We start from the raw sequence: 15264 nt of genomic DNA on the forward strand, positions 1-15264 counted from the left end.
ATTTGGGACGAGTCTGAATAAATTGACTTATAGAGATGGATATACCAAGAGCAACCTTTAGGGCAGGAGGAGTGGACGATTCAATGAAATGGCACGAGATGGGACAAACCGAATTGTTAAACATAACAAAAACGTCCATCGGCAAAGGTTTAACAGAAAAAGAGGCCGAAAAGCGGCTGGAAAGACACGGAACAAACGAACTTCAGGAAGGGGAAAAAACATCGGCGATCGCACTGTTTTTTTCTCAATTCAAGGACTTCATGGTTCTTGTTTTGCTTGCGGCCACGTTGATCTCTGGTTTCCTCGGGGAGTATATTGACGCCATCGCGATCATTGCGATCATCTTTGTAAACGGCATTCTCGGCTTCTTTCAGGAGAGACGGGCGGAAAGATCGCTCGAGGCTTTGAAGGAACTGTCGGCTCCTCAAGTGGCTGTGCTCCGGGAGGGGGAATGGGTAAAGATCCCTTCCAAAGAGCTCGTTCCGGGAGATGTTGTCCGTTTTGCAAGCGGAGACAGAATCGGCGCCGATCTCAGGCTTGTCGAGACAAAGAGCCTTGAAATAGAAGAATCGGCTCTTACGGGTGAATCGCTTCCCGTGTCTAAACAGGCAGAAGCTTTTCAGGCGTCCGACGTATCGCTGGGCGATCTGAAGAATATGGCTTTCATGGGAACGTTGGTCACAAGGGGGAGCGGCACCGGCGTCGTTATCGGCACGGGAATGAACTCTGCGATGGGAAAAATCGCCGATATGCTCGAATCTGCCGGGAATACGGCGACCCCGCTGCAAAGAAGGCTTGAAGAGCTCGGCAAAATTTTGATTGTCGCCGCTTTGTTCCTGACGCTGCTTGTCGTTGCTGTCGGAGTCATCCAGGGGCATGACCTATACAGCATGTTTTTAGCGGGCGTTTCCCTTGCCGTCGCTGCCATACCTGAAGGGCTGCCGGCCATTGTCACGGTCGCTCTGTCTCTCGGCGTACAGCGCATGATCAGACAAAAGTCGATCGTCAGAAAGCTCCCCGCGGTTGAGACGCTCGGCTGCGCGTCCATAATTTGCTCCGATAAAACCGGGACGATGACGCAGAACAAAATGACGGTCACCCATGTCTGGTCAGGCGGGAAAACGTGGAACGTGTCAGGGATCGGCTACGAACCCGAAGGCTCCTTCACCATGAACGGGCGCGACGTGCAAGCCAGGCATCATAAACCGCTCCAACAGGTCCTTCTGTTCGGCGCATTATGCAATTCATCTTCGATTATCGAAAAAGACGGGGAGTTTCGTCTTGACGGCGATCCCACCGAAGGCGCTTTGCTGACGGCAGCACGAAAAGCGGGTTTTACGGACAGATATGTTGACGAACATTTTAAAATCATCGAGGAGTTTCCGTTTGATTCGACGCGGAAAATGATGTCTGTCATTGCGGAAGATAAGAGCGGCAAGCGCTTTGTCATCACAAAGGGCGCGCCTGATGTATTGATGAAGCGTTCGTCGCATACGCTGACGGACGAAAAGCGCGAAATCTTCACAAAGGCAAGGCTCGCCGAAACAAGCGCGGCGCTGGAAACACTTGCGTCCCAAGCGCTGAGGACGATTGCTGTCGCGTATAAACCAATCAAAGAAACAGAAAATCTCTCGCTCGAAAAAGCGGAGTCAGGCTTAACTTTCATCGGACTGTTAGGGATGATCGATCCGCCGCGGCCCGAAGTGAAAACAGCGATTAAAGAGTGCCGGGAAGCGGGGATCAAAACAGTGATGATCACCGGCGATCATGTAATAACGGCAACAGCCATCGCAAAAGATCTCGGGTTATTGCCGCCGCGCGGAAAGGTCATGGACGGCCAGATGCTGAACGAGCTCTCGCAGGAAGAATTGGCGGAAATTGTTGACGATGTTTACGTGTTTGCAAGGGTGTCGCCTGAACATAAGCTGAAGATCGTGACCGCCTACCAGGAAAACGGCCACATCGTCGCCATGACTGGAGACGGAGTCAACGATGCCCCTGCGATTAAACAGGCGGATATCGGCATTTCGATGGGAATTACGGGAACGGATGTCGCCAAGGAGGCATCATCGCTTATTCTTGTCGATGATAATTTTGCGACGATTAAATCGGCCATCAAGGAAGGACGCAATATCTATGAAAATATTAGAAAGTTCATCAGATATTTGCTCGCATCCAATGTCGGCGAAATTTTGGTCATGCTGTTTGCGATGCTGCTCGCTCTGCCGCTGCCGCTTGTTCCGATACAGATTCTATGGGTCAACCTTGTGACGGACGGCCTGCCTGCCATGGCGCTCGGCATGGATCAGCCTGAAGACGATGTGATGCAGAGGAAGCCGCGAAGTCCGAAAGAAGGCGTGTTTGCAAGGGGGCTCGGCTGGAAGGTCGTATCGCGCGGCTTTTTAATCGGAATTGCCACACTCGGGGCGTTTATGTTCATTTACAATCGCAACCCGGAAGCGCTTGAGTATGCTCAGACGGTCGCTTTTGCAACGCTCGTCCTTGCACAGCTGATCCATGTGTTCGACTGCCGGAGCGAGCGGTCTATCTTTGACCGCAATCCGTTTGAAAACATTTATTTGCTCGGCGCAGTATTGTCTTCGATTCTTTTAATGCTTGTCGTTATTTATTATCCGCCTCTGCAGCCGATTTTCCATACGGTTCCGATTTTAATGGCAGACTGGCTCCTGATTGTCGGAATGTCGGCGATTCCAACTTTTTTATTGGCCGGGTCACTTTTGACAAGAAAAAAATAGGCTTGTATGATATAATCTTAAAGGTAATAGAGGTTTCTATTGCCTTTTCATCTTGCGTAAATTTAAATCAAAGAAGTCTTTTTCACTTATACGGAATTGGGTGTGTTTTATGATACGGAGTATGACCGGTTTCGGCAGCGCGAGCAAAACGAAGGATGGGCTGACAGCAGCTGTTGAGCTGAAATCTGTCAACTATCGGTTTAAAGAAGTAAACGCACGCATGCCAAGACCTTTGCTCTATTTAGAAGACAAAATAAAGCAAACGATTTTTAAACATATACAAAGGGGGCGGCTGGAGCTGTTCGTGTCCGTTGACGACGAGGCTCTGGTCACCCGGAAGATCCAGGTTGACTGGCCGCTGCTTGAAGAGTACCAGAAAGCCGCGCGCGAAATGAAAGAGCGCTGCCGGCTTTCAGGAGAGATCACGCTTCAAGACGCCTTTCAGTTTGACCATGTCATCCAAGTTGAAGAAGAGCCGATCCAAAACGACAAGCTTGAAGAAGTCCTTCTTGAAGCGGTCGAGGCTGCCGTTCTTGAATTATGCAGCATGCGCGAAGCAGAAGGGCTGAGGCTGAAGGATGACTGCCTTCAGCATATTGAAAGGCTTGAAAAGCTGACAGACGACATTGCAGAGCTTGCTCCCAAGGTCGTCGGCCACTATCGGGAACGCCTTGAGGCGCGCCTTGAAGAATGGTCAACAGACGGTCTCGATGAAAGCCGTCTGCTGACGGAAGTCGCACTGTTTGCAGACCGATCGGATATCACGGAAGAAGTGACGAGGCTGAAAAGCCATTTCCGCCAGTTCCGCGATATTTGCGAAGCGGGCGGGGCCGCGGGGAGAAAGCTCGACTTCCTCGTCCAGGAGCTGAACCGTGAAGCGAACACGATCGGTTCAAAAGCGAATGATCACCAGATCACAAAACATGTGGTCGAAATGAAAAGCTCTATTGAAAAAATAAAAGAACAAGTGCAAAATATAGAATAGCGATTGTGCGTATTGTTTACGGATGTTCTCTGCAGGTTAAACTAGAGACGTCCAAGTACAGGGGGAACGTATAGGATGACGATTAAACTGATTAATATCGGCTTTGGTAATATCATATCCGCGAATCGGCTGATCTCGATTGTGAGTCCGGAGTCCGCGCCTATTAAGCGGATGATCCAGGATGCCAGAGACCGCGGCATGCTTATAGATGCTACATATGGAAGAAGAACCCGTGCGGTTGTCATTATGGACAGTGACCATATCATCTTATCTGCCGTCCAGCCTGAGACAGTAGCACAAAGGCTTTCCGTTAAAGAAGAAATTATGGATGAAGGGCAGGGATAAGAGCTTTATGAAAGAAAGAGGTTTATTAATCGTTCTCTCCGGCCCTTCCGGCGTCGGAAAAGGAACAGTCAGGCAGGCGCTGTTTGCTCAGGAGGACACAAAATTTGAATATTCGATTTCGGTGACGACAAGAAAACCGCGGCAAGGCGAAAGAGACGGCGTCGACTACTTTTTTAAGACGCGCGAAGAGTTCGAAGAGATGATCAAGAACAACAAGCTGCTAGAATGGGCCGAATATGTCGGCAACTATTACGGAACCCCCGTTGACTACGTCGAACAGACCCTTGAAAGCGGCAGGGACGTTTTTCTCGAAATTGAAGTCCAAGGTGCGCTGCAAGTCAGAAAGGCATTTCCTGAAGGCCTGTTTATCTTTTTGGCGCCTCCGAGTCTCGCCGAATTGAAAAACCGGATTGTCACAAGAGGGACAGAAACAGAAGCCCTGATCGAAAACCGGATGAAAGCGGCGAAGGAAGAAATCGAACTGATGGACGCCTACGATTATGTTGTCGAAAATGACAGCATTGAGCTTGCGTGCGAAAGAATCAAAGCAATCGTTCTCGCCGAACATTTACGGCGCGACCGCGTTGCTCCAAGATATAAGAAAATGCTGGAGGTTGAATAATTATGCTAGATCCGTCAATTGACTCTTTAATGAATAAACTGGATTCAAAATACACGCTCGTTACCGTATCGGCCCGACGCGCGCGCGAAATGCAGATCAACAAAGACGCGCAGATCGAAAATCCGAAGTCGCATAAATTTGTAGGCAAAGCGCTGGAAGAAATTGATGCCGGACTGCTTACATTCGAAAAGGAAAATCGCTAATAGCCTTAAAAATAGCAACCTATACACTAGGTTGTTATTTTTTTCAGGGCCGGCGAACAGAACATAAGGGGGAGAAAAAACGATGCTGAAAAATCGCAACATCCTGCTGGGAGTAAGCGGAGGAATCGCAGTATACAAAGCGGCCGCCTTGACGAGCAAGCTCGTACAGGCAGGAGCCAATGTGAAAGTCATCATGACAAAATCCGCCTGTGAATTTGTGTCTCCGCTCACCTTTCAAGCGCTTTCGCGCAATGAAGTATATACCAACACGTTTGAAGAACCGAATCCCCGTGTCATCGCCCATATCGATGCCGCGGATTGGGCTGATCTTGTGATCGTTGCTCCGGCAACGGCCAATGTGATCGGAAAACTCGCTTCAGGCATTGCCGATGACATGCTGACGACGACGCTTTTAGCGACGACTGCGCCGGTTTGGATCGCTCCGGCCATGAACGTCCATATGTACGACCACCCGGCCGTTCAGCGGAACATTAGCGTTCTTTACAAAGACGGCTGCCGGTTTATCGAGCCGAGTGAAGGCTACCTTGCGTGCGGCTATATCGGCAAAGGCAGACTTGAAGAGCCCGAACGGATCGTCCAGTTGGCCGAGTCGTATTTTTCAAACGAAAACAGCGGTTTGCTTGAAGGAAAGCGTGTCTTAATTACAGCGGGCCCGACAAGAGAACAAATCGATCCCGTCCGCTTTTTCTCCAACCGTTCGACAGGGAAAATGGGCTATGCTTTCGCTGAGGAAGCGGCGAAAATGGGAGCGCGCGTAACGCTGATTGCCGGCCCGACATCGCTTGATGATCCCGCAGGAGTTGACGTTATTCATGTTCAGTCTGCAGAAGATATGTATCAAGCGGCTTTATCTGTTTTCGATGAGAGCGACATCGTCATCAAAACGGCAGCTGTCGCTGATTACAGGCCAAAGCATATTTACGATCAAAAAATGAAGAAAAAGGACGGCGGTCTCGTCATTGAGCTTGAGCGGACGAAGGATATTTTAAAAGCGCTGGGAGAACGGAAAACAAAGCAAGTCTTGGTCGGCTTTGCAGCTGAAACGCAGCACGTCGAAGACTATGCCAAACAAAAGCTGGAGAAAAAAAATCTCGATCTGATTGTCGCCAACAATATCACGGCCGAAGGGGCCGGTTTTGGAACGGAAACCAACATCGTGACGGTGTTTCACCGAGACGGCAAAAAGACGGCGCACCCTCTGATGTCAAAACGAGAGGTTGCCGCCGAAGTCTTGAAGGAAGCCGCTGAGCTTGCCGGCCGGAGCGGAACGTCCTCATGAATTTCGCTGAAGTGATCGTCGATGTTACAACCAAAAATATCGACAGACCGTTTGACTACCGCATTCCCGACAAATTCAAAGGGATGATTAAAAAAGGGATGCGCGTGATTGTTCCGTTCGGCGCCCGCAAAATCCAGGGATTTGTCACCGGCGTGAAAGAATCGTCTGAGCTCGCCGGCCGTTCGGTTAAGGATATCGAGGATATCCTTGATCTGACGCCCGTTTTGACGGAGGAGCTGCTTGAGCTGTCAGATTGGCTGACAGAAAAAACACTTTCTTTTAAAATTACGGCTCTTCAGGCGATGCTCCCCGCGGCTATGAAAGCAAAATACGGCAAAGAAATCAAGGTGATCGGTGATAAGCCGCTTCCCGAACCGCTTAAAACCCTGTTCTTGCAAAAAGAAACACTTTCTTATTCCGATATAGATGACCATGGGACATTAAAGCTGATTCAGCGCCAGGTTCAAGAGGGCAACCTTGAAGTGGCCTATAAAGTAAAGCAGAAAACAAACAAAAAAACGCGGAGAATGATCGCTCCCCTTTGTGCGAAAGAACATTTAAAAGAAGCGCTTGACAGCCTCTCCCCGCAAGCTGTCAAACAAAAAGCGGTCCTTCAGTTTTTCATCGACCGCAAAGAATCCGGTGCTGTTCCGGCAAAAGAGCTGATCGGCAAAACGGGAGGCTCTTCCGCGTCCGTAAAAGCGCTGATCGACAAGGGGCTGTTAAAGGAAAGCGAAGAGGAGGTTTACAGGGATCCTTATCAGGACAGAATGTTCAAAAAAACCGAACCGCTTCCGCTGACTGAAGAGCAGGCGCAGGCCTATGAGGCGATAGCAGAGGCGATCGAAGACAAGCGGCACGATGTGTTTCTTCTTCACGGAGTGACTGGAAGCGGAAAAACGGAAGTCTATCTGCAATCGATCGAAAAGGTGCTGGAAGCCGGCAAAGAAGCGATCGTTCTCGTTCCGGAAATTTCGCTGACGCCGCAGATGGTCAACCGCTTTAAAGGCCGCTTTGGCTCACAGGTAGCCGTCCTGCACAGCGGGCTTTCAACAGGAGAAAAATATGATGAATGGCGGAAAATCCACCGCAAAGAAGTCCGGCTTGTCGTCGGGGCGCGCTCGGCGATTTTCGCGCCGTTTGAAAATCTCGGCATGATTATTATCGATGAAGAGCACGAAACATCGTACAAGCAGGAAGAGATGCCGAGATACCATGCGAAAGAAGCGGCGATTCAAAGGGCCGAATACCACCGCTGTCCTGTCGTCCTCGGCAGTGCGACGCCGACGCTCGAATCGTTCGCAAGGGCGAAAAAAGGCGTGTACAAGCTTCTTTCTCTCAAGCACCGCGTCAATCACCAAGTCATGCCTGACGTGTCTCTCGTCGATATGAGGGAGGAACTGCGCAGCGGAAACCGCTCGATGTTTTCCAAAGACTTAATGGCCGGACTTGAGGAAACCCTTGAAAAAGGAGAGCAGGCCGTTCTCTTTTTAAACAAAAGGGGATATTCCTCATTTGTCATGTGCAGGGACTGCGGATATGTCATCCAGTGCCCTCATTGCGAAATCTCGTTGACGTACCACAGGTATGGACAGCGTCTGAAGTGCCATTACTGCGGCTATGAAACCGGCATGCCGTCAAGCTGCCCCGAATGCGGAAGCGAGCATATCCGCTACTTTGGCACAGGCACACAGCGGGTCGAAGAAGAATTGACGAAGGTACTGCCGGCTGCAAGGGTGATCCGCATGGACGTCGATACAACCTCGAGAAAAGGAGCGCATGAAAAGCTGCTCACATCCTTTGGCAAAGGTGAAGCCGATATTCTGCTCGGAACACAGATGATCGCCAAAGGGCTCGATTTTGAAAACGTCACGCTCGTAGGTGTTTTGAGCGCGGATACGATGCTGCACATCCCCGATTTCAGAGCCGCTGAAAAAACGTTCCAGCTGATGACACAGGTGAGCGGAAGAGCGGGGCGCCACGAAAAGCCGGGCAAGGTGATCATTCAGACGTACACCCCGTCCCATTACAGCATTCAGCTCACGAAAACGCACGATTATGAAACGTTCTTCCGGCAGGAGATGCTGCACAGAAGGGAACAGGCCTATCCTCCCTATTATTATTTGGCGCTCGTCAGCGTATCGCACGAAGAAGTGACGAAGGCGGCGCTCGTGACTGAAAAAATCGCCAACTATTTAAAAAAGAACATTTCAAGCGAGGCGAAGATTCTCGGCCCAGTCGCATCGCCGATCGCCAGGATCAAAGATAGATATCGCTATCAATGCGTGATAAAATACAAACAGGAAAACCAGCTTACATCGTTGCTTAAAAACATTATGGATCATTACAAACGAGATATTGAACAAAAGCAATTGATGATTTCGATCGACATGAATCCATATATGATGATGTAAAAATAACAGTGTGATGGAGGGCTTCTAGATTGGCAGTAAAACCGATCGTAACGTATCCGGCGGAGGTTCTTGAAACCCCTGCCGAACCCGTTGCGTCTTTTGATAAATCATTAAAGAAACTGCTCGACAATATGTATGATACGATGCTTGAGCTGGACGGAGTCGGGCTTGCCGCCCCGCAAATCGGCGTTTTAAAAAGAGCGGCAGTCGTCGATATCGGCGATGACACGGGCAGAATTGAACTGGTCAACCCGGAGGTCATCGAAGAGAGCGGCGAACAGACGGGCCCTGAAGGCTGTTTGAGCTTTCCCGATCTATACGGTGAAGTGAAGCGTTCGGATTATGTAAAGGTCAAGGCGTTCGACCGCCGCGGAAAACCGTTCACGATTGAAGCTGAAGGCTTTTTGGCGCGGGCGCTGCTGCATGAAATCGACCATTTGGACGGTATTTTATTCACATCAAAAGTTACGCGCTATTATGATGCGGAAGAACTTGAGGAAATGGAAGGATGATTGGATGACAAGGATCGTTTTTATGGGAACGCCGGATTTTTCCGTCCCGGTGCTCAGCACATTGATTGATGACGGCTATGAGGTGGTGGGTGTCGTCACCCAGCCTGACCGCCCGAAAGGCAGAAAAAAAGTGATGACCCCTCCGCCTGTCAAGGAGGAAGCGCTGCGCCGCGGCATTCCCGTGCTCCAGCCTGAAAAAGTGAGGGAAGATGCGGAGACGGACAGGATTTTGGCGCTTGAACCCGATCTAATTGTAACCGCGGCATTCGGGCAGATCCTGCCGAAAAAGCTCCTCGATTATCCGAAATACGGCTGTATCAATGTCCATGCCTCTCTTCTGCCCGAGCTGCGCGGAGGAGCTCCGATCCATTACGCCATTCTGGAAGGCAAAGAGAAAACGGGCGTGACGATCATGTACATGGTCGAAAAATTGGATGCAGGCGATATGCTTGCCAAAGTCGAAGTTGACATCGAAGAAACCGATAATGTCGGCACGCTCCACGACAAGCTGAGCAAGGCCGGGGCTGAGCTTCTTTCCGAAACGGTTCCGAAGGTCATTGACGGTTCGGCAACCCCTGAAAAACAGGATGAACGGGAAGCGACATATGCGCCGAACATTAAACGCGAACAGGAACTGATCGACTGGTCAAAGCCCGGCGAAGTCCTGTACAACCAAGTTAGGGGCTTGAATCCTTGGCCTGTCGCATACACGGTTTTAAGCGGACAGACGCTGAAAGTATGGGCTGCGAAAAAATGCGAAGCCTTAAAACAGGCAGAGCCGGGAGAAATCGTCTCCGTTGAAAAAGACGGCATTGTCGTCGCTACCGGAAATGGCACCGCGTTAAAATTAACGGAAGTGCAGCCTGCGGGCAAAAAAAGAATGAAGGCCGAAGATTTTGTCAGGGGAGCGGGTCTTCAAGCCGGAATGAAATTGGGTCATAGCGATGAAAAATAATGTGAGGGAAGTCGCGCTTGATGCACTGATTAAGCTTGACCAGAATCAGGCATACAGCAATCTTTTGCTTCAGTCTGTCATGAAAGCGAACGATTTAAGCGACAAAGACAGAGGCCTTTTGACAGAACTCGTTTACGGCACACTTCAAAACAAGCTGGCGCTCGATTATATGCTGAAGCCGTTTATTAAAAAGCCGGAAAAAGTGAAAGACTGGGTCATCCATCTGTTGAGAATGTCGCTGTACCAGATGGAATACCTGGAGAAAATCCCTGACCGGGCCGCCCTTTTTGAAGCTGTTGAAATCGCTAAAAAACGCGGGCATAAAGGAATTTCTTCATTTGTTAACGGCGTTCTGCGCTCTGTTCAGAGAGAAGGCGTGCCTTCTTTTGCTGATATTGCCGACCCGGTTGAACGCCTTGCGGTTGAGACAAGCCATCCGGAATGGCTTGTCAGGGAATGGACCGATGCCTACGGGTTCGAAGCGGCAGAACAAATCTGCCGGATTCACATGATCCCGCCGAAGCAGACGATCCGCGTCAACAGGCTGAAACACGACCGGGATACGCTTCTTTCCCGCCTGAATGAAGCGGGGATTGAGGCGGAAGAAGGCGACTTGTCCGAAGACGCTGTCAAACTGCAAAAAGGAACGATTGCGTCCACTCCTTTTTTCAAAGAAGGCGAAGTCACCATACAAGATGAAAGCTCAATGCTGGTAGCGCGAGCCCTCGGTCCTGAACGGGGAGAAACGGTGCTGGACGCCTGCGCAGCGCCGGGAGGAAAATCCACTCATATCGGCGAACTGCTCGAAGATACGGGAAAGATCATTTCCCTTGACCTTCATCAGCATAAAGTAAAGCTGATCAAAGAAGCGGCAGGCCGGATCGGGCTTTCCAACATTGAAGCAAGGGCGCTGGATGCCAGAAAAGCCGGCGAAGCCTTCGAACCGGAGCAGTTTGACCGGATTCTCGTCGACGCTCCGTGTTCGGGCTTCGGTGTCATCCGCAGAAAACCGGATCTCAAATACAGCAAAACGCCCGAAGACAGCGCGCGTCTCGCTGGGATTCAGCTGGCGATTTTAAACGAAATTGCACCTTTATTGAAAACAGACGGGACATTGGTCTACAGCACATGCACAATGGACCCGACCGAAAATGAACAAGTCATGCATGCTTTTTTGAAAGAACACGACGAATTTGAAGCAGACCCCACCCTCGCCGAGCGGCTGCCCGAAAAAGCGGCGCCGTATGTCAAGGATGGAAGCATTCAAATCCTTCCCCACTACTTCGGAACGGACGGCTTCTTTATTTGCAGCATGAGAAAGAAGGGATCACAATAATGGAATCGAAACAAAAAGTAAGAAAAGAATTGCGGGCAGAAAGACCGTCCATCTATTCTTTTGAAATAGAAGAACTGAAAAGCTGGCTTTCGGAAAATGGCGAAAAGCCTTTCCGCGCCGCGCAAATATTCGAATGGCTTTACGAAAAGAGAGTCACGTCATTTGAAAAGATGACAAACCTTTCAAAAGAGCTGCGGACAAAGCTGAACGAGCATTTCGTATTAACGACGCTGAAAACGGCCGTCAAGCAGACTTCACAAGATGGAACGATGAAGTTTTTATTTGAGCTTCATGACGGCTACACGATCGAAACCGTATTAATGCGGCACGAATATGGCAATTCTGTTTGTGTAACGACACAGGTGGGCTGCCGAATCGGCTGTACGTTTTGCGCGTCGACCCTCGGCGGCTTAAAGCGGAACCTGGAAGCCGGAGAGATCGTCGCCCAGGTTGTCAAAGTGCAGCAGGCGCTTGATGAAACAGATGAACGCGTCAGTTCCATCGTCATTATGGGAATCGGCGAGCCGTTCGATAATTTTCAGGAAATGCTTGCATTCCTGAAAATCGTCAACCATGATAAAGGGCTGAATATCGGGGCGCGCCATATCACCGTATCAACGAGCGGGATCATTCCGAAAATCTATGAGTTTGCAGACGAGAAGCTGCAGATCAACTTTGCGATTTCTCTGCACGCCCCGAACACTGAGATCAGAAGCCGGCTGATGCCGATCAACAGAGCCTACAAGCTGCCGGAGCTGATGAAAGCGGTCGATTACTACATTAAGAAAACCGGCAGAAGGGTTACGTTTGAATACGGGCTTTTCGGCGGTGTTAACGATCAGGTTGAACACGCGGAAGAGCTGGCTGAATTGCTAAAAGGAATCAAATGCCACGTCAACTTGATTCCGGTCAACTATGTACCTGAACGAGACTATGTCAGAACACCGAAAGAACAGATTTTCGCCTTTGAAAAAACATTAAAGTCTCATGGAGTAAATGTCACGATCAGAAGAGAGCAAGGCCATGATATTGACGCTGCCTGCGGACAGCTTCGTGCAAAGGAGCGCCAGGAAGAGACGAGGTGAATCAAGGTTGAAAACAGCCTTAAAAACGGACAGGGGAAAAATACGCCAGCACAATGAAGACGATGCCGGCATTTTCACAGAAAAAAACGGACTGGTTTTAGCTGTTGTCTGCGATGGAATGGGAGGTCATCTGGCCGGCGACGTTGCCAGCAGGATGGCCGTCTCAGCCCTTCGGGATATCTGGGAGGAAACCGAAGAAGTCCCGGCTTCGCCGGCTGAATGCGAAGCTTGGCTGAAAGAGCAGATTTCAGCCGTCAACCAAAAACTTTTCGACCATGCGAGGGCGCATGAAGAGTGCCAGGGAATGGGAACAACGGTCGTCTGCGCTTTATACACGGGAAAAACGCTGACAGTCGCCCATATCGGAGACAGCCGCTGCTATCTCCTGCAAGGCGGCCATTTCATACAGCTGACGGAAGATCACTCGCTTGTCAATGAACTCGTGCGGACAGGGGGGATTTCGAAGGAAGATGCCGAACACCATCCGCGGAAGAACGTGCTGACAAAAGCGCTTGGCACTGATCCGGAAGTGAAGGTTGAAGCCCATACTTTTGAAATCGAACCGGGCGATCAAGTTCTATTATGCTCTGACGGGCTGACGAATAAAGTAGACGATGAGTCACTGAAGGATATGCTTACAGCTCTTTCTTCTGCGGAGGAGAAAGCGGAACAGCTCGTTCAGCTGGCCAATAACAACGGCGGCGAGGACAATATCACCGTCGCGCTATTGGAACTTCCTTCTCAAATAGAAGAAGGTGAAGACAAGTGTTAATCGGCAGACGGATCAGCGGACGTTACGAAATCCTGCGCGCCATCGGCGGCGGGGGGATGGCGAACGTTTATTTAGCGCTGGACATCATCCTCGACCGTGAAGTCGCGATAAAAGTGCTGCGGTTTGACTTCGTTCACGATGCCGATTTTATCAGGCGGTTCAGAAGGGAAGCGCAGTCCGCTGCAAGCCTCGACCACCCGAATATCGTCAGCATTTATGATGTCGGAGAAGAAGATGACATCTATTATATCGTGATGGAGTATGTCGAGGGGATGACCCTGAAAGAATACATAAACCGAACAGGCCCGCTTCATCCAAAAGAAGCGGTCCAAATCATGGAGCAGATCGTATCCGCCATCGCACACGCCCATGATAACCAGATTGTTCACCGGGATATTAAGCCCCACAACATTTTGATCGACCATATGGGCCACATTAAAGTGACCGATTTCGGCATCGCCATGGCGCTCAGTTCGACGACCATCACGCACACCAACTCGGTTTTGGGCTCTGTCCATTATTTGTCGCCCGAACAGGCGAGAGGCGGATTGTCTACGAAAAAATCCGATATCTACTCGCTCGGCATCGTGCTTTTCGAGCTGCTGACGGCGCGTATGCCGTTTGAAGGAGAATCGGCGGTCAGCATCGCGCTGAAGCATCTGCAATCAGAAACGCCGTCGGTGAAAAGGTGGAACCCGGCTGTGCCGCAAAGCATAGAAAACATCGTCCTGAAAGCGATGGCAAAAGATCCATTCCACCGCTATGAAGCGGCCGAAGAGATGGAATCCGATTTAAAAACGGCTTTCGACCCGGACAGGCTCAACGAAAAGCGATTCACGATTCCAGCTGATGATGAGATGACGAAAGCTGTTCCGATCATCAAAAACCTGCCGGAAGACGAGAGCGGCGACAAGTCCGGCGACGGAGAAGCGGAAGCGGCTCCGTTATCAAAGAAAGAAAAGAAGAAGCAGTCAAAAGCAAACAAGAAGAAAAAAAGAAAGAAATGGCCGCTTATATTGCTGACGGTGTTTTTCGTTCTCGTTGTGTCAGCCGTCTTGGCTTTGACGGTGTTTCCGTCGCTCTTTATTCCAAAAGATGTAGCCGTTCCCGATGTAGCAGGCCTTGAGTATGAAGAAGCCGTCATCAAGCTTGAAGACGAAGGGTTTGAAGTGGATCCGAATGCTGAAGACATTGCCGACGATAAAATTGAAGAAGGGTTGATCGTGAAAACGGACCCTGCAGCCGGCGATATCGTAAAGGAAGGCTCAACTGTTAAGCTTTATAAAAGCTCAGGGAAAGAGAAAACAGAAGTGGAAGATGTGGTCGGCCAGAAAGTCGATGCCGCCAAAAAGCTTCTCGAGCAAAAGGGCTTTAAAAACATCAAGACAGAAGAAGTGCACCATGAAGAAGAAGCGGGTACCATCATCGAACAGGACCCTGCAGCCGGCACCGAAATCGTTGCCGCCGACGACGAGATCAAATTAACGGTCAGCCTCGGTCCGGAAGCCATTACTTTAAGGGATTTAAAAACATACAGCAAACAGGCGGCTTCGGGCTATTTGGACGACCATCAGCTTGTCCTTGTCGAAAAGGAGGCGCATTCTGAAGATGTGCCGGAAGGTCAGGTCATCAAACAAAAGCCGGGGGCGGGGGCATCCGTCAAGCCGGGAGACAAAGTCGAGGTTACGTTTTCGCTCGGACCTGAGAAAAAACCCGTCAAAACGGTGACCGAGAAAATTGATATCCCTTATGAACCGGGAGCGGAGGGCGAAGAACAAAACGTCCAAATTTCGATCGATGATGAAGAACACAGCATTTCCGACGTCTATGAAAATTTTAAAATCACGGCGCCGGCAGAGCGGACGATTAAATTCAGGATTGCGCCCGGGCAAAAAGGGTATTATCAAGTAACGATCAACGATAAAGTAGTCAGGTCAAAAACGATTGAATATCCTGAGGATGAATAAGGGAGGTGCGAT

General features: G+C 50.1%; 13 protein-coding genes. All 13 read left to right on the forward strand.

Going from position 1 to position 15264, the window contains the following annotated elements; all coding sequences use genetic code 11:
• Positions 1-83 precede the first annotated feature (83 nt).
• The 13 genes from CP943_RS09045 to pknB all read left to right on the forward strand — a co-directional run bounded on the left by CP943_RS09045 (position 84) and on the right by pknB (position 15252).
• Positions 84-2756, forward strand: a complete 2673-nt coding sequence (locus CP943_RS09045) for a calcium-translocating P-type ATPase, SERCA-type (protein WP_105980930.1) — start codon at positions 84-86, stop codon at positions 2754-2756.
• 109 nt (positions 2757-2865) lie between these two features.
• On the forward strand, positions 2866-3741 hold the full coding sequence (locus tag CP943_RS09050) for a YicC/YloC family endoribonuclease (RefSeq protein WP_023857229.1): 876 nt from the start codon (positions 2866-2868) through the stop codon (positions 3739-3741).
• 75 nt (positions 3742-3816) lie between these two features.
• Positions 3817-4086 (forward strand): extracellular matrix/biofilm regulator RemA, encoded by a 270-nt coding sequence (gene remA, locus CP943_RS09055; protein ID WP_003181657.1) that lies wholly within the window; start codon positions 3817-3819, stop codon positions 4084-4086.
• Between the two features lie 7 nt (positions 4087-4093).
• Positions 4094-4708, forward strand: a complete 615-nt coding sequence (gmk, locus tag CP943_RS09060) for a guanylate kinase (protein WP_023857228.1) — start codon at positions 4094-4096, stop codon at positions 4706-4708.
• Positions 4709-4710: 2 nt separating this feature from the next.
• A complete protein-coding gene (gene rpoZ / locus CP943_RS09065; protein WP_020451344.1) occupies positions 4711-4911 on the forward strand; it encodes a DNA-directed RNA polymerase subunit omega in 201 nt (66 codons plus the stop codon).
• A gap of 82 nt (positions 4912-4993) precedes the next feature.
• Positions 4994-6211: a bifunctional phosphopantothenoylcysteine decarboxylase/phosphopantothenate--cysteine ligase CoaBC gene (coaBC, locus tag CP943_RS09070; protein ID WP_023857227.1), complete on the forward strand. Its 1218-nt coding sequence runs from the start codon at positions 4994-4996 to the stop codon at positions 6209-6211.
• Entirely contained in the window at positions 6208-8625 is a 2418-nt protein-coding gene (gene priA, locus CP943_RS09075) for a primosomal protein N' (RefSeq protein WP_020451346.1), read from the forward strand. The genes coaBC and priA overlap by 4 nt, the downstream gene beginning before the upstream one ends.
• A gap of 29 nt (positions 8626-8654) precedes the next feature.
• Complete coding sequence (gene def / locus CP943_RS09080; RefSeq protein ID WP_020451347.1) at positions 8655-9137, forward strand: peptide deformylase; 483 nt, start codon at positions 8655-8657, stop codon at positions 9135-9137.
• A gap of 4 nt (positions 9138-9141) precedes the next feature.
• Positions 9142-10092, forward strand: coding sequence for a methionyl-tRNA formyltransferase (gene fmt, locus CP943_RS09085; RefSeq protein ID WP_020451348.1), 951 nt, complete (start codon positions 9142-9144; stop codon positions 10090-10092).
• Entirely contained in the window at positions 10082-11428 is a 1347-nt protein-coding gene (rsmB, locus tag CP943_RS09090) for a 16S rRNA (cytosine(967)-C(5))-methyltransferase RsmB (RefSeq protein WP_020451349.1), read from the forward strand. Before fmt ends, rsmB begins: the two co-directional genes overlap by 11 nt.
• The gene (gene rlmN / locus CP943_RS09095; RefSeq protein WP_023857226.1) at positions 11428-12513 is read left to right on the forward strand and encodes a dual-specificity RNA methyltransferase RlmN; all 1086 of its coding nucleotides are present in this window, start codon (positions 11428-11430) and stop codon (positions 12511-12513) included. The genes rsmB and rlmN overlap by 1 nt, the downstream gene beginning before the upstream one ends.
• A gap of 7 nt (positions 12514-12520) precedes the next feature.
• Positions 12521-13285, forward strand: coding sequence for a Stp1/IreP family PP2C-type Ser/Thr phosphatase (locus tag CP943_RS09100; RefSeq protein WP_096748456.1), 765 nt, complete (start codon positions 12521-12523; stop codon positions 13283-13285).
• Positions 13279-15252 (forward strand): Stk1 family PASTA domain-containing Ser/Thr kinase, encoded by a 1974-nt coding sequence (gene pknB / locus CP943_RS09105; RefSeq protein WP_096748088.1) that lies wholly within the window; start codon positions 13279-13281, stop codon positions 15250-15252. Before CP943_RS09100 ends, pknB begins: the two co-directional genes overlap by 7 nt.
• Positions 15253-15264: the final 12 nt, after the last annotated feature.

Origin of the sequence: Bacillus paralicheniformis (assembly GCF_002993925.1) — a bacterium.
GTDB classification, from domain to species: domain Bacteria; phylum Bacillota; class Bacilli; order Bacillales; family Bacillaceae; genus Bacillus; species Bacillus paralicheniformis.

Excerpts from the sequence above, each read along its gene's own strand:
- CP943_RS09050 (WP_023857229.1), top strand. The coding sequence starts at position 2,866 with ATGATACGGAGTATGACCGGTTTCGGCAGCGCGAGCAAAACGAAGGAT.
- rpoZ (WP_020451344.1), top strand. The coding sequence starts at position 4,711 with ATGCTAGATCCGTCAATTGACTCTTTAATGAATAAACTGGATTCAAAA.
- gmk (WP_023857228.1), top strand. The coding sequence starts at position 4,094 with ATGAAAGAAAGAGGTTTATTAATCGTTCTCTCCGGCCCTTCCGGCGTC.
- rsmB (WP_020451349.1), top strand. The coding sequence starts at position 10,082 with ATGAAAAATAATGTGAGGGAAGTCGCGCTTGATGCACTGATTAAGCTT.
- rlmN (WP_023857226.1), top strand. The coding sequence starts at position 11,428 with ATGGAATCGAAACAAAAAGTAAGAAAAGAATTGCGGGCAGAAAGACCG.
- CP943_RS09045 (WP_105980930.1), top strand. The coding sequence starts at position 84 with ATGAAATGGCACGAGATGGGACAAACCGAATTGTTAAACATAACAAAA.
- fmt (WP_020451348.1), top strand. The coding sequence starts at position 9,142 with ATGACAAGGATCGTTTTTATGGGAACGCCGGATTTTTCCGTCCCGGTG.
- coaBC (WP_023857227.1), top strand. The coding sequence starts at position 4,994 with ATGCTGAAAAATCGCAACATCCTGCTGGGAGTAAGCGGAGGAATCGCA.
- remA (WP_003181657.1), top strand. The coding sequence starts at position 3,817 with ATGACGATTAAACTGATTAATATCGGCTTTGGTAATATCATATCCGCG.
- priA (WP_020451346.1), top strand. The coding sequence starts at position 6,208 with ATGAATTTCGCTGAAGTGATCGTCGATGTTACAACCAAAAATATCGAC.